Origin of the sequence: Alkalibacillus flavidus, from assembly GCF_040545925.1 — a bacterium.
GTDB classification, from domain to species: Bacteria; Bacillota; Bacilli; order Bacillales; family Alkalibacillaceae; genus Alkalibacillus; species Alkalibacillus flavidus.
On record NZ_JBEPMX010000004.1, the window covers coordinates 58,129 to 80,253 of the forward strand.

At 38.4% G+C, this 22,125-nt stretch carries 25 protein-coding genes; all 25 read right to left on the minus strand.

Features of this window, described 5'->3' with window-relative positions; genetic code table 11:
• Nucleotides 1–42: 42 nt before the first annotated feature.
• The 25 genes from pseI to ABID56_RS05390 all read right to left on the minus strand — a co-directional run bounded on the left by pseI (nucleotide 43) and on the right by ABID56_RS05390 (nucleotide 22,065).
• Entirely contained in the window at nucleotides 43–1,083 is a 1,041-nt protein-coding gene (gene pseI, locus ABID56_RS05270; RefSeq protein ID WP_354219573.1) for a pseudaminic acid synthase, read from the minus strand.
• Nucleotides 1,083–1,796, minus strand: coding sequence for a PIG-L deacetylase family protein (locus ABID56_RS05275; RefSeq protein ID WP_354219574.1), 714 nt, complete (start codon nucleotides 1,794–1,796; stop codon nucleotides 1,083–1,085). The genes pseI and ABID56_RS05275 overlap by 1 nt, the downstream gene beginning before the upstream one ends.
• Nucleotides 1,789–2,475, minus strand: coding sequence for a formyl transferase (locus tag ABID56_RS05280; protein WP_354219575.1), 687 nt, complete (start codon nucleotides 2,473–2,475; stop codon nucleotides 1,789–1,791). The genes ABID56_RS05275 and ABID56_RS05280 overlap by 8 nt, the downstream gene beginning before the upstream one ends.
• Nucleotides 2,476–2,497: 22 nt before the next feature.
• On the minus strand, nucleotides 2,498–2,950 hold the full coding sequence (locus tag ABID56_RS05285; protein WP_354219576.1) for a GNAT family N-acetyltransferase: 453 nt from the start codon (nucleotides 2,948–2,950) through the stop codon (nucleotides 2,498–2,500).
• A 209-nt stretch (nucleotides 2,951–3,159) separates the two neighbouring features.
• The gene (locus ABID56_RS05290) at nucleotides 3,160–4,116 is read right to left on the minus strand and encodes a hypothetical protein (protein WP_354219577.1); all 957 of its coding nucleotides are present in this window, start codon (nucleotides 4,114–4,116) and stop codon (nucleotides 3,160–3,162) included.
• A gap of 16 nt (nucleotides 4,117–4,132) precedes the next feature.
• Nucleotides 4,133–4,870 (minus strand): cytidylyltransferase domain-containing protein, encoded by a 738-nt coding sequence (locus ABID56_RS05295; RefSeq protein ID WP_354219578.1) that lies wholly within the window; start codon nucleotides 4,868–4,870, stop codon nucleotides 4,133–4,135.
• A 1-nt stretch (nucleotide 4,871) separates the two neighbouring features.
• Nucleotides 4,872–6,032, minus strand: a complete 1,161-nt coding sequence (gene pseC, locus ABID56_RS05300) for a UDP-4-amino-4,6-dideoxy-N-acetyl-beta-L-altrosamine transaminase (protein WP_354219579.1) — start codon at nucleotides 6,030–6,032, stop codon at nucleotides 4,872–4,874.
• On the minus strand, nucleotides 6,033–7,010 hold the full coding sequence (gene pseB / locus ABID56_RS05305; protein ID WP_354219580.1) for a UDP-N-acetylglucosamine 4,6-dehydratase (inverting): 978 nt from the start codon (nucleotides 7,008–7,010) through the stop codon (nucleotides 6,033–6,035).
• The gene (locus ABID56_RS05310; RefSeq protein ID WP_354219581.1) at nucleotides 7,007–8,860 is read right to left on the minus strand and encodes a motility associated factor glycosyltransferase family protein; all 1,854 of its coding nucleotides are present in this window, start codon (nucleotides 8,858–8,860) and stop codon (nucleotides 7,007–7,009) included. The genes pseB and ABID56_RS05310 overlap by 4 nt, the downstream gene beginning before the upstream one ends.
• 47 nt (nucleotides 8,861–8,907) lie before the next feature.
• On the minus strand, nucleotides 8,908–9,600 hold the full coding sequence (gene cuyB, locus ABID56_RS05315) for a cysteate racemase (protein ID WP_354219582.1): 693 nt from the start codon (nucleotides 9,598–9,600) through the stop codon (nucleotides 8,908–8,910).
• A 15-nt stretch (nucleotides 9,601–9,615) separates the two neighbouring features.
• Entirely contained in the window at nucleotides 9,616–11,016 is a 1,401-nt protein-coding gene (locus ABID56_RS05320) for a sugar-transfer associated ATP-grasp domain-containing protein (protein WP_354219583.1), read from the minus strand.
• A 32-nt stretch (nucleotides 11,017–11,048) separates the two neighbouring features.
• Nucleotides 11,049–11,633: a DUF8042 domain-containing protein gene (locus ABID56_RS05325; protein WP_354219584.1), complete on the minus strand. Its 585-nt coding sequence runs from the start codon at nucleotides 11,631–11,633 to the stop codon at nucleotides 11,049–11,051.
• Between the two features lie 129 nt (nucleotides 11,634–11,762).
• Nucleotides 11,763–12,587, minus strand: a complete 825-nt coding sequence (locus ABID56_RS05330; protein WP_354219585.1) for a flagellin N-terminal helical domain-containing protein — start codon at nucleotides 12,585–12,587, stop codon at nucleotides 11,763–11,765.
• A gap of 83 nt (nucleotides 12,588–12,670) precedes the next feature.
• Nucleotides 12,671–13,504: a flagellin N-terminal helical domain-containing protein gene (locus ABID56_RS05335; protein WP_354219586.1), complete on the minus strand. Its 834-nt coding sequence runs from the start codon at nucleotides 13,502–13,504 to the stop codon at nucleotides 12,671–12,673.
• Nucleotides 13,505–13,631: 127 nt separating this feature from the next.
• Nucleotides 13,632–13,859 (minus strand): carbon storage regulator CsrA, encoded by a 228-nt coding sequence (gene csrA, locus ABID56_RS05340; protein WP_354219587.1) that lies wholly within the window; start codon nucleotides 13,857–13,859, stop codon nucleotides 13,632–13,634.
• The gene (gene fliW, locus ABID56_RS05345) at nucleotides 13,840–14,289 is read right to left on the minus strand and encodes a flagellar assembly protein FliW (protein WP_354219588.1); all 450 of its coding nucleotides are present in this window, start codon (nucleotides 14,287–14,289) and stop codon (nucleotides 13,840–13,842) included. The genes csrA and fliW overlap by 20 nt, the downstream gene beginning before the upstream one ends.
• A gap of 12 nt (nucleotides 14,290–14,301) precedes the next feature.
• Nucleotides 14,302–14,898 carry a DUF6470 family protein gene (locus tag ABID56_RS05350; protein ID WP_354219589.1) on the minus strand — a complete coding sequence of 199 codons (597 nt, stop codon included), beginning with the start codon at nucleotides 14,896–14,898 and terminating at the stop codon, nucleotides 14,302–14,304.
• A 57-nt stretch (nucleotides 14,899–14,955) separates the two neighbouring features.
• Nucleotides 14,956–15,837, minus strand: a complete 882-nt coding sequence (gene flgL / locus ABID56_RS05355) for a flagellar hook-associated protein FlgL (RefSeq protein ID WP_354219590.1) — start codon at nucleotides 15,835–15,837, stop codon at nucleotides 14,956–14,958.
• Nucleotides 15,838–15,847: 10 nt separating this feature from the next.
• Nucleotides 15,848–17,431 carry a flagellar hook-associated protein FlgK gene (flgK, locus tag ABID56_RS05360; protein ID WP_354219591.1) on the minus strand — a complete coding sequence of 528 codons (1,584 nt, stop codon included), beginning with the start codon at nucleotides 17,429–17,431 and terminating at the stop codon, nucleotides 15,848–15,850.
• A gap of 18 nt (nucleotides 17,432–17,449) precedes the next feature.
• Nucleotides 17,450–17,941 (minus strand): flagellar protein FlgN, encoded by a 492-nt coding sequence (locus ABID56_RS05365; protein ID WP_354219592.1) that lies wholly within the window; start codon nucleotides 17,939–17,941, stop codon nucleotides 17,450–17,452.
• Nucleotides 17,942–17,954: 13 nt separating this feature from the next.
• Nucleotides 17,955–18,212 (minus strand): flagellar biosynthesis anti-sigma factor FlgM, encoded by a 258-nt coding sequence (gene flgM / locus ABID56_RS05370; RefSeq protein ID WP_354219593.1) that lies wholly within the window; start codon nucleotides 18,210–18,212, stop codon nucleotides 17,955–17,957.
• Between the two features lie 114 nt (nucleotides 18,213–18,326).
• Nucleotides 18,327–18,755 carry a TIGR03826 family flagellar region protein gene (locus ABID56_RS05375; RefSeq protein WP_354219594.1) on the minus strand — a complete coding sequence of 143 codons (429 nt, stop codon included), beginning with the start codon at nucleotides 18,753–18,755 and terminating at the stop codon, nucleotides 18,327–18,329.
• Between the two features lie 64 nt (nucleotides 18,756–18,819).
• Complete coding sequence (locus ABID56_RS05380; protein ID WP_354219595.1) at nucleotides 18,820–19,542, minus strand: ComF family protein; 723 nt, start codon at nucleotides 19,540–19,542, stop codon at nucleotides 18,820–18,822.
• Complete coding sequence (locus ABID56_RS05385; RefSeq protein WP_354219596.1) at nucleotides 19,539–20,900, minus strand: ATP-dependent helicase ComFA; 1,362 nt, start codon at nucleotides 20,898–20,900, stop codon at nucleotides 19,539–19,541. The genes ABID56_RS05380 and ABID56_RS05385 overlap by 4 nt, the downstream gene beginning before the upstream one ends.
• 226 nt (nucleotides 20,901–21,126) lie before the next feature.
• On the minus strand, nucleotides 21,127–22,065 hold the full coding sequence (locus tag ABID56_RS05390; protein ID WP_354219597.1) for a nuclease-related domain-containing protein: 939 nt from the start codon (nucleotides 22,063–22,065) through the stop codon (nucleotides 21,127–21,129).
• Between the last annotated feature and the right edge of the window lie 60 nt (nucleotides 22,066–22,125).

Below are 22,125 nucleotides of genomic sequence, written 5' to 3' on the forward strand. Positions count from 1 at the left end.
TTCTCTTCAATTACCTCTATAATTTATAATAAAACAAGCAAATCAATTTTTAACTAATTGTAAGGTCAGAGGTGTGCCTTTACTTATATCTTCATTCGCCTTTTTTCCTAGTATATCATTTATCAGTTTAGGACTAATTCCGTAACCTGGCCTAATAGACCGAACATTCTCTATCGTCAATTCTTCACCTTCTTCAATATCCTTAACCACAAACAAAGAACGGCTTAATTCTCTTGATTTTTCTTTTTGTTCCGTAATACGATAATCGACTTGTCCTAAGGCCTTCTCAGCATTTCGAACGGATTTAACCATGTCTTCAAACTCCTGCGGTTCCATTGAAAATGACGCATCGGGGCCACCTAAATTCTTGTCTAAAATAAAGTGTTTTTCGATGACAGTCGCACCTAACGAAACAGCTGTGATCGGCACAACAGAGCCAAACGTATGATCAGATAATCCAATATCTGTGCCAAATGTTTCTTTCATATTAACCATGGTATTAAGATTCGCATCTTCAATCTTGGCCGGATAAGCTGACGTACATTTTAATAAAGTGATATCATGATTACCAACCTTACGACAAGCTTCAACAGCATCATGAATCTCTTGGATGGTTCCTATACCTGTTGAAATAATCATCGGTTTCCCTTTAGATGCGGCATATTCAATTAACGGAATATCCGTGATTTCAAACGACGCAATTTTATATGCAGGCGTCTCAAGCGTTTCTAAGAAATCAATTGCCGTTGGATCAAATGGGCTTGAAAAACAGATCAACCCTAATTCACGTGCATAATTAAACAGTTCTTCATGCCACTCCCAAGGCGTATAAGCTTCTTGGTATAAATCATATAATGTACGACCGTCCCAGATAGTCCCACTATTTATCCTAAACAATTCATTATTCGCTTCTATTGTCATCGTATCTGGTGTATACGTTTGAAATTTAATCGCGTCTGCCCCTGACTCAGCTGCAGCTTTGACCGTTCGTTTGGCAATTTCTATATCATGCCCATGATTGGCCGACAGTTCAGCAATAACAAACACTTGGTCATTTAACTTAAATTGATGTAGACCAGACATTAATTATTCACCTCTTCCTCTTTTGAAAGGACTTTGCGACCTAGCATAAATGCCTCGGCATTATGAACGCCCACAGTTGAGCCGCGCCATTCTGATAACGTACGCACTCCTTTTATAGATCTAGGGTGTGGCCATTCTCTCATTTCAGAGGAATAGTATTCGAGAGCTTTTAATTTAGTATGAATAGAATTCGTTATGTCAACAAACCAATTAGGATTGAAGGTCGGTGCGGATTGTGGTGTCATCCACTCCGTACTTGAAACTGTTTCAAAAAATAACAATTGTTTTACGACGTGTTTTCCAGGTATAGGACGACAAGCTGTCAAAACAGCTTCATGAATACGTCTATGGTCAATATTGACGTCCCCCATGTGATGAGTATAAACAGTGTCAGGTTTTATATCCTCTATTAATCGTTCTATAACTTTAATAATATCTAATCGATCCAATTGATCCATTCGATTATCCGGAAATTGATCCATAATTAATTGGTGCACGCCCAAAACGTCATTAGCTTTTTGGGCATCGTTAGCTAATTGTGATAACTGGTCATGTCTAACATCCCTATTTCGTTGATGGTCTCTACTTGTTATCCCTTCGGCAAGAATAACAGAGTAAACATTATCTCCTCGTCTAATATGGTCAACGACAGTTCCTCCGCACCCCAATATTTCATCATCAGGGTGTGCTGCTATAACTAAGATATTACTCATCATGGACGTCCTTTCGTGTAATTTTAACATCGGCATGAATATACCCATCTTTTAGGTTCGCGCGCTCAAATTCAAACAACAAATACTCTGTTTCTAAGAAAGCACGGGGATAAGATTCAGCATCCAACATTCTTATATAATCAAACGCTTTCTTTAGAGTATCGATTGCTTCTAAATTGCTATCACTTCTATTTCGCCTTGAAAACGTGACGACTTCCCCCGTTTGTTGATAGGGTGTTGGTTCTGTGATGATTATTTCTTTTATCATCTGCTCAATAATTTCGGATGCTCTCATATATATTTCTTCTGCAGATCCATATAAATTAAAGTCCTTTTTCAAATAAATATCACCTGCGTCCAACTCTGACTCGCATTTTATGGCAGATATACGGGTATGATACACACCTCGACTTATTAAGTTCTGTAATGGTGTCCCACCTCTACCATAAGGTAAATCAGTCATGTGAAAAACTATACACTCGAAATTCTCATGTATCTCCTTTGGGATAATGTAGGACCAATGGGGGATGAAGACATAACGAGGTTTCAGCGCATCAAGATTATCATACGTCAAAGATTCATTATCTGATATAAAATAAACATTATGCTCTATTAGCTGACTTAAGTTATCACTTAACTGTTTATACCAATTATGATTGGCAACAATAACTATATTCACACGTATTGCTCCTTTATTAATCTTAGATTGCTTTTTGAAATTCTATATATGTATCGTACCTTTTTGCATCAAAATGCGCTTTCTCAAACGCTTTAATCGATGCTAGGTTCTCATATTTGACTCTACCGATTATTTTGTCAATTGGTATATCATATTGTTGAATGATTGTTTCTAAAGTCCTTATGAGCTGACTTCCATATCCAAGCCCCCTATACGATTTGTCTATGCTATAATCAACTATCCCCGTATGTTCATGTATATCAATTCTCACTTGACCAATCGATTTGTTATGACGTGTTAGTATAAACAGTTTAGCATTAGGTGAATATAATTTCGTCATAAACCAGTGTTCGTGATCACTATAGTTGATTTGATTAGAATCAAATGCATTTTGTCGCACACTTTCATCATTAGCCCAAATAAACAGTTGATCACAATCCGATTCATTGGCTTCGCGTATATGAAACTTTTCCATTTAATTCACCTCAAATTCTCTGAGCTCTGATTTTATACTTTCAAGTGACATATTAAGACAACATTCGCTTACGATTCTAAAACCAAATTAAGGCATAGAGTATCACCAAAATTGAAGGGCTTTTCAAAGAATTAGTTCTAATTTTTGTGATTTATTGGCTTGTTTTTACACTTCATCTCACAATTAAGATTGAATGGATATAGTAAAGTTTAATGATTTTTCATTAGTATCTGCATAACCCTTTTAGAACCTTGTCCATCAATAAAATTTCGTAAGGTTAAAGATATTGCTTGTCTTACATCAAATCGTAAAAGATTTTGGAATTGTTGTAAGATATCCTGATCGAATGTTAAAGATTTTGATAGCACAACTTGTTCCACTAAATCATTATTCATTAAACTGGATACATTTTGTCGTTGATTATCTACTGTTGAAACAGGTATGAATGGTGTTCCTGTCTTTATGACTTCAAACATCGTTTGACCTGCAGCTGTTATGACGATATCTGACTCTATAAATTGTTCCATCATTTCACGTGGATCAAGGTTTTTTAGTACTTGTACTTGTTGTTCAGCACTAATTTTGAGTGAAGCGTTTCCGGATATTAAAACGTATAAATGAATACTAGGGTAATATTGCGTTAAGTTATCAATTAAGCTTTGTGTTGCTTGTTCCCCTGCGCTACCTAAAGTTATAAAAACTCGTTTAACATGTCGTTGTATGTCTTTAGTTATAACTTCACTAAAAGGAGCTCTTAATATTATGTAATCCCTTCCACTAAAGCTTCGATCTTTAATTTTAGGTTCATTTAAAGAAATATTCACAACTGTCGAATGCTTCGGATAAGGCATTCGGTGAAAGTCATCTAGTATAAGACAATGAGCCGATTGATTAACTAGCTGTTCATATATATCTTGATTGGCTAAGTAAGAATCGACTATAAGGTAGTGACCGTTTTCGATATGATGTTCAATAAATTCAGGGTCTCGCCAGTCAAGATATTGAACATTCACATCGTCTAACATACTAATCGATTCATCTGACGTATTCACAATTATTTGAACATCATATCCTTGAGCCACAGCTTCGTCAAAGAGAGCTTTGCACCTTGCCACATGGCCTAACCCTATACCTGTTCCACCTTCAGTTAGAATTTTAATTACCATCGTTTATGTCACTACCTTATTCGGTCAATTTCTTCTGTTCAATATGTTGGTTGCGTTCGGCAATCTTAGGATATGCTTTTAACAGTCGAATAATATCGGCTAAATAAAAATCATGTCTCCCTTGATACAAATGGTCATACACTAATTTAATGACATCGAAATCTTCTTGAGTATCAAGAGTTAAACGGTAGTGTGACCAGTCATCGGACAGTTGGTAATAAGCTACATCATGTTTATCTTCATATATATAAGGTGTGACATGTTCTCGTTGATAGTTCTCAGTGCTATATTGATTAGCCTCTTGTAATACATCGTTTGAGAAGACTTCGACATCGAAACCTCTTGGATACGTTCGTTTGAATTCATAGGGGCCTGCATTTGTTACGAGAGCAGCCGAGGAATCGTGATAGTACTGAATAAGTTGATCTAACACACAAGGATCAATCAACGGACAATCTGATGTAATTCTAACGACCGTATCCAAATCAAAGGTTTTGGCAGCTTCGGCATAACGGCTTAAGACATTGTGTTCTGATCCGCGGAAAAACATTGTATTTAACCTGTTCACTTCATCGACAATCGCGTCATCTTCAGGTAAATCCGTCGTTGCAACAATGATTTGATCAATACAAGAGGCTTGGTTTACGCGCTCCACGACATGCGCTAAAACCGTTTGTCCTTTCAAATCTTTTAACACTTTACCTGGCAAGCGTGTTGATCCCATTCGTGCCTGAATCACAACCCCAACTGTCATTTTACCCCTTCTTTCTAAATCGACTCATTACTTGTTTAACAGTATGAATCACCCGTTGGACGTCTTCATCTGTCATATCTGGAAACAATGGCAACGTAATGAATGACTCATAAAGTGCTTCTGCAACTGGATAATCGCCTTTTTGATGATTCAATTGTTGATAATAGGGTTGTAAGTGAACCGGAATATAGTGCACGTTCACCCCAATATGTTGTTCTCTAAGTGCTTTAAATACATCTTCCCTTGTGCCTGATAGTTTATCTAAATCTAGTTGAATAACATATAGGTGCCAGCTTGATGTTACGTCAGGATTCATATAAGGTATTACGATTTCAGGTTCTTCACGGAAAGCCTCATTATATATTTCAACAATACGCTGACGTCTTGTGATAAAATCATTTAGTTTTGATAACTGGCTTAATCCAAGTGCCGCTTGAATATCTGTCATACGATAATTATAACCTAATGACTGCATTTCATAGTACCATGTCCCATGATCGTCATTCATATGCTCTCGATCACGTGTGATGCCATGGGATCGAAATTGTTTTAATCGGTTGTGATAAGTTTCATCATTTGTTGTAATCATACCGCCTTCGCCTGTCGTTATATGTTTAACAGGGTGAAAGCTAAACATTGTCATATCAGATAAACTACCAATCTTCTGACCTTGATATTCTGCTCCAATGGCATGCGCTGCATCTTCAATGACAACCAAATCATATTTTTCTGCAATAGCATGAATCGCATTCATATCAGCCGGTTGAGCTGTGAAATGAACGGGGATGATTGCTTTGGTTTTTGATGTGATATTTTTCTCAATGTCATTCGGGTTAATATTATATGTGTCCCGATTAATATCTGCGAAAACGGGTGTTCCGCCTTGATATAGGACACAATTTGCGGTTGCAGCAAACGTCATCGGTGTCGTAATAACCTCATCCCCAGAACCAATACCAGCAGCAAAACAAGCAGCGTGTAAGGCAGCCGTTCCATTTGAAAACGACACAGCATATTTAGCTCCAACATAATCAGCGACAGCTTGTTCGAATTCCTCTACTTTTGGTCCTGTTGTTAAGTAATTACTGCGAAGCACATCAACAACAGCTTGAATATCGCCTTCATCTATTGATTGTCGACCGTATGGAATAAAGTCTGACATTTATATATCCTCCACTAAACGCTTTAAGTCTGAAACGCTTAACCATTGATCATTCGTATTACTCAAGTAGCTAAAGTCCTCATGCACAGGATTACCAGCTTTAGCATATTCTTTTTTCCAAAAATTAAATTCAGGTTGAATGATATAATAACTACCCATATCAACGGTTTTACGTGCATCATCCTCAGTGATCATCGCTTCATGCAACTTCTCACCCGGACGTATACCTACAATTTTTTGGTTAACATTTGGCGCAATCGCTTCAGCTAAGTCAGTCACCTTCATACTCGGAATTTTAGGCACAAATAATTCGCCCCCGTGCATCCGGTTGAAGTTATCCATCACAAACTCAACACCTTGATCTAATGTGATCCAAAAACGTGTCATACGTTCTTCCGTAATAGGGATTTCCTGAGCACCTTCTTGAACGAGTTTCTTAAAGAAAGGAACGACACTTCCTCGACTACCAACAACATTACCATATCTGACCACAGAAAACCGCGTATCTTTATCGCCAACATAAGCATTCGCAGCAATAAATAGTTTGTCAGACGATAATTTCGTCGCCCCATATAAATTAACTGGACTCGCAGCTTTATCTGTACTTAACGCGATAACCTTTTGAACACCTCGATCAATAGCAGCTTCGACTATATACTGTGCTCCGTGAATATTTGTTTTCACGGCTTCAAATGGATTGTATTCACATGCATCCACGTGCTTCATCGCTGCAGCATGAACCACAAAGTCAACACCGTCAAACGCGCGGTATAGCCTGTCACGATCACGTACGTCACCAATAAAAAAGCGCAGACGCTCATCATCAAACTCTTGTTTCATCTCGTATTGTTTCAATTCATCCCGGCTAAAAATGATGACTTTCTTAACATTGGATTGCAACACTTTGCGAGTGAATTTTTTTCCAAAAGAGCCCGTACCACCAGTTATTAAGACTGTTTTTTCATCAAATTGATTCATTCTATTACACCCTCATTACTTAATTCTTCGATTGTTTCGTAAAAGTGTTCACTTATTTCGTTATTGACATCGGACATTAATTCTAGGTGCTTCGACAATAACTGATATACTTCCGCACCACGTTTATCATTTTGTGAGTAATCTATATTTCTTATTTTGTTATTCACTATTTCATTCTGCACTCTAATCATGGGTGCAATTATATGTTGATAATAACTATTTAAGTTTACGTTTTTTAAGGTTTTATCTATTTCCTTAAGTGTTTGATCAATTTGATTTAGTCTCATTCTTTCAACTTGTTCATTTAATCTATCAAGATAATGCGCAATATTACCTAAATTGTTATCAAACGAATCTTTCAAATCCAACAGCTCATTTTTACTCAGAGACAAATTCAGTTCATTTTTTTGTTCAATACTATCAACAAAACTGTTTGAAATAGGACTTAAATCACTAATAACATTCTCTAAGTATTCAAACCTTGTTCCTTCAATATGTGCACCTTCAACTGTTGTATTGATAAATTGGATATTCTTTTCTTGTATAAAATATCCAATATAATATTCTAACGATTGTCTCATTCGATTGAAACTATCTGTTGTAACAATATCCTGTCCTTGCGTTCCTTTGACAATGAGTGTATTACTGTTATCATTCAATGTTTTTCGCTTCTCCCCATACTGTATCCCATCTGCATAATGTTCATTTCCTACATATCCTAAATTTTGTCCAACAAAAATGATAGGTGAACTCTCTAGTAAACCTAATATTTGTAATGTGATTACTGCAATTGAAGGGGAGTCACTCACAAAACCATATTGTCTGTAATCAACATCTAAAAACATTTTTGTAACAGTATCTTGTGACGTTAAGACATGAAATTTGGGGCCACGATAATATTCTAAGGTCTTGTAACCAACACTACTACCAAATACCATTAGAACTTCCTTATCGACACCTTTTTCAATTGCCTTTTGGTAGACTCTATGATTGTGATCTTGAGGATCATATGTAAATACAGCATCTGGTATTATATCATTGTCCACCAATGTATTAATCGCAGAACCTACTGAATATATATTAGCTAAGCTATTTTCTTTAATATATTTTAAAGTGTTAATTTCTCTGTTCAAGGATGGACCAGCAGCGACAATAATCGTTGGTGTTTGTTTCATGTTTTTAACATTTGCACCCGACAAAACATTTGGGGTATTAAGTGTATACTTTAAATTTTTCAAACTATTTATTGTCCAATTTTTCTCAAATCTATAGTTTGTTATATTCGTAATTCGTTTAGCCTTCACCGCTTCTATGAAATTATGAATAAATTCATTATATTCTTCTTGGTACAACCTTTCATAACTAGGTAAAACAATAAAAGTTGTATTTACGTTTAACTGCTCAATATATTCTTGCAGAAATTTCTTAATGTCCGCCGCTGAAAATCCAACTGATAACATGTCTTTTGTTCCTAATATTCTGTCTAGGTTTCGGTTATTAACTAAATGAGAAAAAACATCAGAATTTGGTTCATAAACAAACAATTTATGTTTAGGATACCGATGTTTTAGTTCCTCTACATGGTAACCCATACCTAACCCATAGATCATCACGTTATCTTTAGTTTTCAGTTCTTCTTCATAACGATCAATGATGGTCTTGGCTTCCCTAACAGGATTATATTTACTGTGTATATAATTATAATTTTGATTTTCATCTTCGATTTTCACTGTTAAACCATCATTTTTTGCTGGTTCCAAAACTACATTCTCGCTAGATTTTATATCTTTTACATTATGTAATAGATGAGGGTTTGTATTTTTTAAAAATCTTTCATTGTTTCTTAACACTTTTTACACCTCATTTAAATTCAGTAAACAGCTCTAATTTTATTATGTTAAATCTCTGTACCTTTTGCTTTTTTTATCGCTTGTAATGCTAGTATATCAGTTGGATCTATGCACTGACCTTTTAACTGATCTTCAATTAGGAAAGGTAACTCAGTACAAGCCAATAAAACGACTTGTGCCCCACTTCTTAATAAGTTTTTTGCAATTCTTGATACATGATTTTCATTAACAGTATTTTGTCGCTTAAATTCAAATATATTAGACATTACCTCATCTATTTCAGGTTGAGTTGGTGTTAAATAGTCTAAATCATTCATCATCAACTTTCTTTGGTAAACGTCAGTGTTCAAAAGAGCTGAAGTTCCTATTATACCAATTTTTGAATAATTATTCTTCACTAAATAATCAATAGTTACGTCTATCATACTGACAAAAGGGATCATTATCTCTTTTTCTATTTTGTCAACAAAATAATGTGCGGTGTGACAGGGCATGATTAAAAAATCCGCACCATAGCGTTCAAGATCAAGAGATGAACCTATTAAGCTTGGTAAAGGACTCACTCCATTATTATTTATCGCTTCTACACGACATGGAATTTTTGGATTGCTATCGATTATAATTCTTAAATGGTCTTGTTCTATATTTACTGGTGTGTTGTTTACAATTTTTTGGTATAAATCGATGGTTGCTTTAGGGCCTAAACCACCGACAATACCAATTGTTTTTTCCTTCGTCATGTGTAAACCATCCTATTATTTATTCACACTTTGTTCAGAATGAAATTGATCTAATTCAGTCAAAATATCTTCCGTCAGTTCACCGAAGATTGGTTTCTGTGCGACCAATTGTGCGCGCCACACGGTTCCTCTAAAATTCATTTCTATAAATATAGGTTCCCCATCTTCTCCTGCTGCGATATCCCATAGAATATAATTATGGTGCAGGATTCGTTTATGCAATTGCCTTGCTAATGTTATGAAGTTTTCAAAATTAGGGAAAGACTCTAAATCTTTAAAGTTAAAGCCAGTGGTAGGGTGAGTGTAATGTTTTTTAGCTTTAGCATCTAAACCATAATTATTAAAAACACCATCTTTTGAGATACCAACTAAAACTCCGCCTTCACCACTATTGTCCATAGGCTCTTGATTTGCACCAAATTTCGCATAACTCAACAAATAGTGTATTTCTTGGTTCCACCTCAATGTAATAATTCTAAACGTATTGACAGAATAACGATGAGGTGCAGCCATTTTAGAATGTTGTTTAACAACTTTCTGCACAATAAAATTAGAACCGAATTGATTTTCAATATCTTTTAATAAAACCTTTTGATTATTTAAATAGAAAGAAAAAGCATTAAAATGTAATTTTTTTACCGCCTTACCGTCATCAGCTAAACTTCTTTTAATAATTAAATCTTGTTCAGTCTTTAACAGTAATTTAAACACATCCTCTCTTGATATAGGGTCATTATTAGAATCAAAATAATAACCTCTTATCCTTTTAATCACATTTTCAGGATGTGAATCAGATGTCACTAATAAATCATATACATTTTTATCAGAGTAATATCTCCCTATATTCAAGTCATTTAAATACGGTACAACGCTATAGTTTAAAACATTTTGAGTTATGAGTCTTGGTTCATTTTTTCCAGTTAACTCTTGATAAGCGTGATGTAATGAAAAATCGATTGGACAATGATCACCATAATAAGTTGACCAATACGTTTTCATTTCTTCAGTTAGTTTAGAGTCTAAATTCGTTAAATAATTATTTTGCTTAAGTTTTTCAAATGTGTTTGAACTTGTATCAATACCATTATTAATTAAACTTTGTTCATTTTTAATTATATTTTTCAAATCATCATATTCCACTAATATGTATGTTTCAATGATTGTGAAAGCATCCTCTATGTTTTGTTGTTCAATATAATTAATAACTTCAACATGTCTTTTCTCTATTGCTTGTAGACTACTTTGAAAAATACTGCATTCGCTTAATCTTTCCTTTAATAGTTCAAAAGCATGAAGTATTGAATTATATTTTGTGATCAATTGTTCTTGTTCTAAATTAATTTTCAAGTTTACAATATCCTGTATAGCTTTTAATGAATTATTTATGATACCTAGTTCTTTACTGTAATTTGTCATAGAAGTTCTCCTCTTTATTAATACCATTACACCTATGACTTTGGTAATTGTATTGTCGCTTCTTTTAGTTCCTCAAAGATTGGTAATACTTCATACTGAATCAAATCTCCCAAAAGTGTGATATCATTTTGTTCAATAGATTCATTTATTTCACCAATAATTGGTTCAATTTTATTAACCGTTATCATTATTTCATTCCAGTTTGAAGGTGTTTCGTCATCTAATAATTCGATTGACGATAATGAGTTCAGCCAATTCAAAGCATCTAATATATCGAAAACTTCTTTCGCATTTACATCGGCCTCTCCCCTAACAAGTTCTTCACCAAACCGTTCAAGTTCAGGTAAAGCATTAACTGTGTAATAGTGAATTGATTCGACAATTTCATCAGCTATTCTCATTTTTTCCTGAAGTACAATTTCTATTTCTTCAACAACTAATGCCTTTTGATTAATATTTTGCTCAAAATTATCATAAACATGTTCACCGTCAAAATTTAAATGACTTATCATTAATTTACTACTATCAACTCTAGTCAATAATAGTTCATTTATCTTGGACACTATATCTTGATGACGATCTATTTCAATGGTTTCCTCACCAATTTTAATTAACATTACAACACCTCATATAACTTTTTACTTTGTCAGGTTTGATATTTAATAAATATTGATACAAATTATTTAACTATTATGTATTAAAGAAGACTCCAGCTAATGCTAGAGCCTTCCTTAAAAAGGGTAAAATTAACCAAGCAACTGTAGTACTGATTGTGGTTGCTGGTTCGCTTGCGCCAACATAGATTGTGATGCTTGCGTTAAAATATTCGCTCGTGTCATTTCCATCATTTGATTCGCCATATCTGCATCACGAATACGTGATTCTGCAGCAGACAAGTTTTCAGATGCGTTATCTAAGTTAGAAATGGTATGTTCTAAACGGTTTTGAACTGCACCTAGACTTGAACGTTCTGATGAAACTGTTTCAATTGCAGTATCAATAGTAGCAATTGCAGAATCTGCACCTGATTGACTTGAAATATCAACAGAATCTACGCTCAAACCACTTGATCCCATATCAGAAATTTCTAGATCTAAATTTTGACCAGAATTTGCACCTATTTGGAACGTTAATGCTTGCCCTGAACCTGATAACGATCCATCTAAAAGATTTTTTGTGTTAAATTCAGTATTCCCTGAAATGCGATCTAATTCAGTAGTTAGAGCATCTAATTCTTTTTGTAATTCATCACGATCAGCATCAGTATTAGTATCGTTCGCAGATTGAACTGAGATTTCACGCATACGTTGTAGGATACTATGTGACTCATCCAAAGCACCTTCAGCTGTTTGGATTAAAGAAATACCATCTTGAGCGTTACGGCTCGCTTGGTCTAAACCACGAATTTGACCACGCATTTTTTCTGAAATGGCTAGGCCCGCTGCGTCATCGCCTGCTTTGTTAATGCGAAGACCAGATGATAGCTTTTCCATCGCAGATTGTTGTTCGTTTTGGTTGATTCCCATTTGACGATGTGTATTCATCGCAGGAATATTACTATTGATAATCATTGTTAAATTCCTCCCTGAGAGCTTATGTTTATGACACTTCCTTGTGTCATATTAATAAAACTAATTAATAGCTTTAGACTTTACTAGCCAAGTAATTGAAGTACTGATTGTGGTTGCTGGTTTGCTTGTGCCAACATTGATTGTGACGCTTGTGTTAAAATATTTGCTCGCGTCATTTCCATCATTTGATTCGCCATGTCGGCGTCACGAATACGTGATTCGGCTGCAGATAAGTTTTCAGATGCATTGTCTAAGTTTGAGATTGTATGTTCTAGACGATTTTGGACCGCACCGAGGCTTGAACGTTGAGAAGACACTCCTTCAATTGCAGTATCAATTCTAGATATTGCATCATCGGCACCACTTTGTGACGTTATATCTAAACCAGCAACACCACCACTACCTAACTCAGAAGCACTCATGTCTTCAATATTTAATTGCAGGTTTTGTCCTGAATTAGCACCTATTTGAAAAGTAAGCCCGCTTGTTCCGCCGCTAAAACTACCATCCATTAATGTTTTAGTATTAAATTCAGTATTTCCTGCAATACGATCCAGTTCAGATTCTAAAGCGTCTAATTCTTTCTGTAACTCATTACGATCTTCAACTGTATTCGTATCGTTCGCAGATTGAACTGAGATTTCACGCATACGTTGGAGGATACTATGTGATTCATCCAATGCACCTTCAGCTGTTTGGATTAAAGAAATACCATCTTGAGCGTTACGGCTCGCTTGGTCTAAACCACGAATTTGACCACGCATTTTTTCTGAAATGGCAAGTCCAGCTGCGTCATCCCCTGCTTTGTTAATGCGAAGACCTGATGACAGCTTCTCCATCGCTGATTGTTGTTCGTTTTGGTTGATTCCCATTTGGCGATGAGTATTCATCGCAGGAATGTTACTGTTAATAATCATTACTAAATTCCTCCTTGAATTGTGTATGTTGCCACGTCCTTGTGGCGGTTAAGTTAACAGTCTGTTAGTCGGCCGACGATTGACTGATCTCCTTATGTTTTTAATATCGACAAACTTTGCGTATGTTTTAGTCTTTTTGAGGATTTTTTATTAAGTTTATCGAATCTGTTGTTAATTGACTTGCAAGTTGGTTTTCTTGAAGAATTTGTTGATATATTTCTTTCCTATGAATATCAACGTGTTTAGGGGCATCTATGCCAAGTTTGATCTGGTCACCTTCAATACTTAGTACTTTGATCTCAATATCATCGTTGATTTGAATGGCTTCGCCTTCTTTACGTGTTAGAACTAGCATAATGCTCCCCTCCTTTGATTGGGTGCTTAGTGTGATAGTTAGTACTATCGAGTGACATTTGTTTTGCATAACGATTTTGAAGGTTAATGACGACAGGAGCACGTAAATTCATAGTCGATTGGTCGAATGGGTCTTGCACAGTAACAATCGCCCATACGCTGACATCCTCGCCTTTTTCGATTTGTAATTGTTCAACGGATGAGTCATCTAGTTTGAATTCATAATTTGGATCGATTAAAAATGGGTTCGTTAGGACGAAGGCGAGTTTAGTCGTCTTGGTTGATTGCATAATTTTGAATCCGGGGTTACCTTCTAAATCGAGTAATACGAATTCAGTTTCATCTTGGAAACCTGGTATGCCATTTTCAAAGGTTATGATTTGTTCTTTTTGAATTTCGATTGTTCCAAAGTAGACTGTGTCTATATTCATGGTTCATTCTCCTTAAATTTTGTAATCAAATTGGCTTTGTCGCCATGATGCGATATTGACGTTAATGTCGAATTGAGGTTCTTGGCGTATGAAAGTATTCACATTACCTGGTTGATAATCGATTTGTGGTTTGTTCGGTTGCGCTTCGATAATCGGTTTATTAGGTGTTGCTTCGATGTTCACATCACCTGGATCGTAATTGATATCGACCGCAAATTGCGATGATGGAATCCACCCTATGTTAAAGTCCTTTTTCGGGTTTGGAATGTTTCGTTTCGCAATTTGTGTAATGGCGTCCGTTCCGTTTTCGATCCGCATCATTTCATCGCCTTCACGCGCGCGACGGGCTATACCTTCCATAGCATTTTGCTGACCTTCTTGGGCGTTTTGGCGCACTGATTCTTCGACACTAATAATACCCATGTCACGCCATGCTTCGGTTTGATCGATTGTTAATTTAGATGGTATTTTTTCAATTTGCAGGTCCGCTTCAGACTGTGAAATTTGTAAATCCGCACCTTGTTGTGTTATCTGCACTTGTGCATCTTGTGATTCGATTCCAATTTTGCCTCGTTGGATCGTATAAGAAACGGGAGGTAACTGCATCATGAACACCTCTTTCCTATGTAGAAAAAGCTATCTGCATAAGACAGATAGCTTGTCAGATTAACGTAAAAAGTCCATTAACGTTGGTTGAATAATTCGCGATCCTGCACTTAGCGCTGCACGGTGAACGTTTTCTTGCATACGAAGGTTTGTGATTACTTCTGACATATCAGCATCCTCATTACTACTCATCACATCTTTTGTTGTGATTTCTTGTTGTGAAAGTCGTGTTTCAATTAACTCAGCACGGTTCATGCGAGCACCAAGGTCCGCTCGTTCATCTACAATATTCTGAGAATATTGATCAATGTCAGATAAATATCCATCTAAGTCGTCACCCGTTGTATTATTATCACGAAGGTCAGTAACAATATTCTCTAATCCTTGTATCATATTTTCGGAAAATGCATTAGAAGGGTCAACATTCGCTCTCAATTCAACACCATCAGATACTTCGATATTAATAGCTTTATTATTACTTTCTCCACTTAAGTTACCATTATTATCAAAGCGTGGAGTATCAGTGTGAGTACCATTAAAGATATGTTTATTATTCACTTTTGTATTTGCTAATTCAATCAAGTGGTCTTTTATTTGCTCAACTTCACTAGCCATATTCTCTCGTTGATTCTCCTCATAAGAATCATTACTCGCTTGAGTGACTAGTTCACGAACCCTCATAAGAGATTGGCCAGCTTCATCCATCGCTTCATCAGAAGAATCCATCCAAGTTCTTACTTCGGACATATTCCTTTCGAACTGCTCAACTTTGGATAATTCCGAACGATAATCAACACCACGCATTGCCACTACTGGGTCATCTGATGGTTGATTGATTTTTTTTCCGGTTGATAATTGTTCCATATATTTACTCATTTGAGTGTTGTTTTGTCTAAGATTATTCAACATACTATTACTCAGCATCGATTGTGTGACGCGCATTTCGATTCACCTACCTTCCAACTATACCCATTTGATTAATAATTCGGTTTAAAGTTTCATCAACAACAGTCATGCTTCTTGCGGCAGCGTTATAAGCATGTTGGAATTTAATCATGTTCGACATTTCTTCGTCTAATGACACGCCACTGACTGATTGACGGTTTTGATCAACTGATTCACGTAGGCTTGATGTATTATTAGCCATACGATTTGCCTCTTGCGCTTTAACACCTAGATCTCCAATTTGAGCTTGGTAAAATGATTGTATTGACTGGTTATTCAAATCAACTAATTCTTCGTCACGTACATCCGATAATAACAATGCATTATCACCATTACCAGACTCACCAGCAGTATCAGATGCAGCGATCGCATTTTCATTATTTTTAATAGTTGGAGCAACTGAAATTTGAGCTGCAGCACCATCGCCTAACGTCGTATCTAATGTAAAGAAATCTTGACCAGTTGACCCATCCAAGCCGTGTCCCTTTTGGTGTTGATCGTTAAACGCTGAAACAAATTCATCAGCCATTAAACTCAAATCATCAATCATTTCAACATAATCACCTGCTGGATCTCCGTTTTCATCTACATACCCATTTGCTTCCATCGTCCCCCTTAAAGATCCGGTTGAGTTGAAACTATCAGCTGCGATCGTATTAGTGACACTTTTTATCGCGGTAGGATCATCACCTTCTTCATCATTTGCATTATTTAAATTACCAATATTGATATTTTCAACGAGGGAATCATTCGTTCCACTAAACTCAAATTCAATCCCTTTAACGTCATTGTTGGAATTGATTAATTCAGCACCCGGAATTGCATTTCCGTTTTCATCCGCTAAATGGATTGAAGGTATTCCTTGGGCAAGCGCCGAAGGGTTACCCCCTATATCTTGGTCAGGCTCAATTTTAATATTTACGTACTCTGATAATTCATCAATTGCTAAATCACGCTTATCATAAAGGTCATTAGGTACATCACCGTTTGGTTCTACACGCCCAATTTGGTCATTTAGATTTTCAATTTCTCTTATTAACGAATTAACTTGTGTAGCACCAGTATTCAACTGATTCTTCAACTCACCCTGAACATCTTTCAACTTGCCATCCAAGTAATGAAATGTATCCGTTACCGCTTCAGCACGTTGCACCATCACACGGCGTGCACCGCCGTCTTCCGGGTTTGTCGCCACGTCTTGAATCGATTCCCAAAACTGGTCCATCGTCTTTGCTAAACCAGAATCACTTGGCTCGTTCATGATTTCTTCTAAACGACCTAATGCGTCAGAACGTGCAGCATATTGACCGGCTTTATTATTTTCAGCACGGTATTGGAAATCTAAAAATTCATCACGAACACGCTGGATTTGTCCGGCTTTGACACCTGTCCCCAGTTGTCCAGCCATTTCTGGGCGATTACGAGATGCTGGTGGGAACGGGTTCGTTTGTTCAAAGTTCACGCGTTGGCGCGAATAGCCTTCTGTATTGGCATTCGATATATTATGACTCGTTGTATGTAACGCGGTCTGTTGTGTCGCAAGAGCGCGTCTAGCGACTTCAAGACCGTGGAATGTCGATGTCGTACTCATAGGTTTTGCTCCTCTCGATTATGCCTTCGAATCAAACATAGACCGGTCTGTTGATTGATTCGTCGTGTCTTTTTTATGGTAGTTCATGTCTTTCTGATGAGCAGGTTGTAGCATGTCGAGCGTCAATTCAACGTATTGTAGCGATTGCTCGGTTAAGTCACGGTTGAGCTGCTCTTGTTGTTTCAAGTCGGCTAACGTGTAAACGAGTTTTTCGTATAAGTTTTCAAGCCGTTCTTTCTGCTCTGGGTCATCAACCGTCGCGATTAAATTTGTAATCGTGCGCTCATCCGTGATTCCTTTTGCCTGAAACCATGCTTCTGTTTCCTCGACGCGTTTCGTTTCGAGTTGATCGATCGCTTGGGCGTGCTTGCGTTCTTTGATCAACATGTCGTTAAACGTTTCGAGGTCGTTTTGTTTCAGTTTTTCAGTTTTATCTTTCGACAGATTCAGTAGGCTGTCGTTTAGCTGATAAATTTTGTCGAGTTTCTCAATAATGGATTCGATTGACATCAATTAGCCTCCTTTAAGGCCGGAAGAATGAGACCATTTTGCTCGCGGTCTGATTTAAGTCAACGTTATACTCACCGTCTTGAACTTGTTGTTTCACCTGTTGGACGTGTTCATCGCGTGCTTTTTGGATGCCGTTATCTTGCATCGCTTTCGCACGGTTTGAAATTTCGACTTTATCGGATTGCGCGTTCGGCTGTTTCGCCGGTTGTTGTTGCTGCATTTGTTTTTGATATGGGCTTAAATGCGTTTGATTCGTTGGATTAATTTTCATCCTTTTTCACCCTCTCTTACGGAATTGGCCCTACGTTTAGGTTTGGCCAATTGTGTTTCTAAATAAAAACGAACCTTCCATCTATCTATAATATCGGAAGGTTCGCGAGGATGTTTAGTTTCGCCATTTATTTTCTTGATCGACATTGAAATAAACTTGTTTGTCGCGTTTTTCTTGCTCCTGTTCGGCGATTGTTTTGCCGCGTGTTTCTTCGTTCAAATCACTTTGTAAATCGCCCGCGCAATCGAGGCACAAGCGGCCTTCGTAAATTTGCGTGCCACAGCGTTCGCATTCATATGTGAGGTTCGGGAATTCCCCAGGGTGAATGCGGCGCTGTTTGAGCCATTTTTGAATTAAGTGTTTTTCAACACCGGTTTGATCAGACACTTCTTGCATCGTCGACATACGATTTTTCTTTTTGCGGATAAATTCGTAGACTGTTTGGAAATCTTGTTCTTCTTGTTTTAAACAGTCTGGACATACGTCGTGTGCGCCTTTGACGAATAGCTTGTCACAGCGCGGGCAGTTCGCTAAATCTGCCATGTTAACTCCTCCCCTCGACCTTCTTTAATCTTATTATAATTGCTTTGGCCTAGAAAACAAAGTGTTAACTTCGAATTAATGTGAACGATTCGACAGATTTTGCGCCGTATTGTTTGAGGAAGGCGGCGGCTTGGCGGAGGGTGGTGCCGGTTGTGTAGAGGTCGTCGATGAGGAGGATGTGGTCGGGTGGTGATTCATTGAGGGTGAACGGGTTGTGGGAAGCGAGGCGTTCGTGGCGGGATTTTTTTGATTGTTTTGTGTTGTCGTGGCGGGTGAGGATGGTGGTGTTGATCGGTTGGTTGATTTGGCGGGCGATGGCTTCGGCTTGGTTGAAGAGGCGGTCTTGTTGGCGGTCAGGGTGGAGTGGGATGGGGATGATGGTTGGGGATTGTGGTTGGCGTTGGTGGGATTTGAGTTTTAGCGTGCGACGAGGTTTTGGTTGGAAGTGGGTTTGGTAGGCAGATTGAATCGCGGGTTGGAAGGCGTTAATAATTTCGTAGTCGCCGCGGTATTTAAAGCGATTGATGATGTCTTGAGTGAAGGGTGTGTAGCGGTAGAGCGAGATGTTGCGGGTGAGCGGGTCTTCTTTGAAGTGGGCGGTCCAGGTTTGGCAGTCTTGGCAGAGGACTGGGGTGTCGAGCGGTTTCATGCATCGTTGGCAGAAGGGTTGAGTGATGGTAGGAAGTTGGGCTTCGCATGATTCGCATATGGGTGAGGTTGTGGGTGCGAGGAAGGTGGTCCATGTTGTGTCGGGTGTGGTTGGGTTTTGGCATAGGTAACAGATCATGAGTGGCTTCCTTTCGCTTCGAGATTTTTCCGGATGGTGTAGTTGGTCGCGCGGTTGATTGCTAGAGTGGTTTCATCGTAGAAAAATGTCACGTCGCCGGTTGGATCCTGCGCGCTGCGGCCGGCGCGTCCGGCGATTTGGATGAGAGCGGCTTCATCGAATACGTGGTGGTCGGCTTGAATGACGGCGACATCGATTGACGGGAAGGTGACGCCGCGTTCAAGGATGGTTGTGGTGATCAGGGACGGGAGGTTGCGGGCGCGGAATTGGTGGATGAGGTGGAGGCGGTCGGGTGAGGCAGCGTGGACGTAGGGGATGTCGAGGTGGGTGCTGAGTTTTTCGGCGAGGTCGATCGTGGGTGCGAATAGGAGGAATCTGCGGTTGTCGGTTTGTTTTTGATGGATCCAGTCGGTGATGGCGGGTGGGAGTTGGTCGTCTTCGAGTTGTTTGGTGAGACGGAAGATTGGTTGTTTTGTTGGGACAGGGAGCGGATGGCCGTGGAAGCGTGCGGGAATTGAGACGGATGGCAGTTGATGGGTGTTGATGAGCCATTTTTGTTTTAGGCGCGGGGTTGCGGTGAGATAGATGGTTGAGCTGGTTGGTTTGGTGGCGCGGTTGACGGCTTTCGGAAGCATATTGTCGTGGTGATACGGGAACGCGTCGACCTCATCAATGATTACGACGTCGAAGGAATTAATGTAGCGCAGCAGTTGGTGGGTTGTGGCGATGACGAGGTGGCTATTGATATCTTGTTCGGTCGTGCCACCGTAGAGAGCGGCTTGGTGAATCGTCGGGAAATCACGTCTTAAGCGAGGTGCGAGCTCTTTGACAACGTCGGCGCGCGGCGTAGCGATACAAATGCGTTTGTCGGACTCGAGGGCGTGGGCGATACCATGATAGAGCATTTCAGTTTTACCCGCACCGCAGACGGCGTCGATGAGAAGATTTTGATTTTGTTTGATCGATTTGATGAGACGGTCGGATGCGCGTTGTTGCAGTGGTGTTAAGGTGCCGCGCCATTTGAGAGGATTTTTGGCTCGGTGCCGTGACGGGGGCGGGCCCGTCCATTCGTAGAGCGGTTCGAAGGTGCTCGTGCGCCCCATTTGGATGCAATGTTTGCAGTAGATGATGGGGGTGTGATTAGCGCGTGGGATTTTGCCAAATTGTGATGGTTTACGATTGAAGCAGCGCTCGCATGTGGTAAAGCCGAATGTTGTTTTGATCGACGGAATTTCGGTGAGATAGTTGTGTTTGAGGAGATATTTTAGGCGGAGGTCTGAGATGTTGAGTTCTGATTTCAGCAGCCGCTTCGTCGCGAATTTGCGCGCCATGTCTTCGATTAACGGGGATACATTCACGTTGGGCGTCCCTCCTTCTTAGGTTTGGGGATTGAACTTTTGAAATAAATCAGTTGATTTATTTCAAAAGTAAGCGGACTTATTTCAAAACTAAGTGCAGTTATTTAATAAATTGGAGGTAGTTCTCTATTTATTAAATAAGTTGGTCAATTTATGAAATAAGTGCGAGCACTTATTTCATAAATTCAAGATTTTATTTCAAAAATCAAATGCATACCACCAGCTATCAAACCAAGATATATTTGGTCCCTCGTTTTTCGCCTATTTGTTTGGCTTGTCGCTTTAATAATTGTCTAGCGAGGTGCGGCGGAATTCTTAGAAAATTGGCGACGAGCTGACATGATACTTCATTTCCATAAATCATGCGACACTCTTTCAACGTTTGAATATGCGCTGAGCGGTCGCGGTGTTTACAAATTGGACATTCCCAATTGTTAAAAATGCGATCCATAAAGTGCTCACCACATCCCGTACACCACACGCCCGATTTTAAATAAGCGACTATATCTGGGTGATCTTCAATGATTTTAGATTCTCTAGAAGTATGGTTTGAAGCAATAAATTGGGCTAATTGTTCGAGGTAATCCGTTTGATCAGGCCCATCAGAATAATGTTTCATCAGTTCTCCCACGCGTTGTAACAGTCTTTCTTTAACAATCATATTGGGTTCGTGGCCTTCTATTGTTGGAATCACTTCATCATGGGTAAATACGACGAGATGATGAAGTGGTGGAGTTGGATATGAGGTCGATTGGAGTAAATGATTCAATTTTTCTTTTTGCACTAAGGCTTGTGCAATAGGATCGGCTCTCCTAACCGTGCGATGGGGTGTAGTTTGTTCGAGCACGCCAGTTTCTACGTTATAGTGAAGCTCGCCTTTGAAGTGCTTCGTTTCAAGGATGAGGATGAATTCAGGTAAGACGAGTAAGTGATCAATTTGACAGGCGGAGCGACGAGTTTGGAAATATAAACCGTGCAGGTGGAAAAATTGCCCTTTCAGTTGATTGATATAATAATATAAGGACTGTTCTCCCTCGTAACCAGCACATTCGATTGTATGCCATTCTTTCAGTTCTTTGTAAAATGGTGCTGATCGTTCTAAACGCGGCATAAGAACATTAAGCATTTTCAAATCAGGAGATTGGTCGTGTAAGATTGTCGTCATTATTGGACCCTCACTTTTTTGACTTACATTATAACGGAAAGTTTTAAAATTGGGTAGACG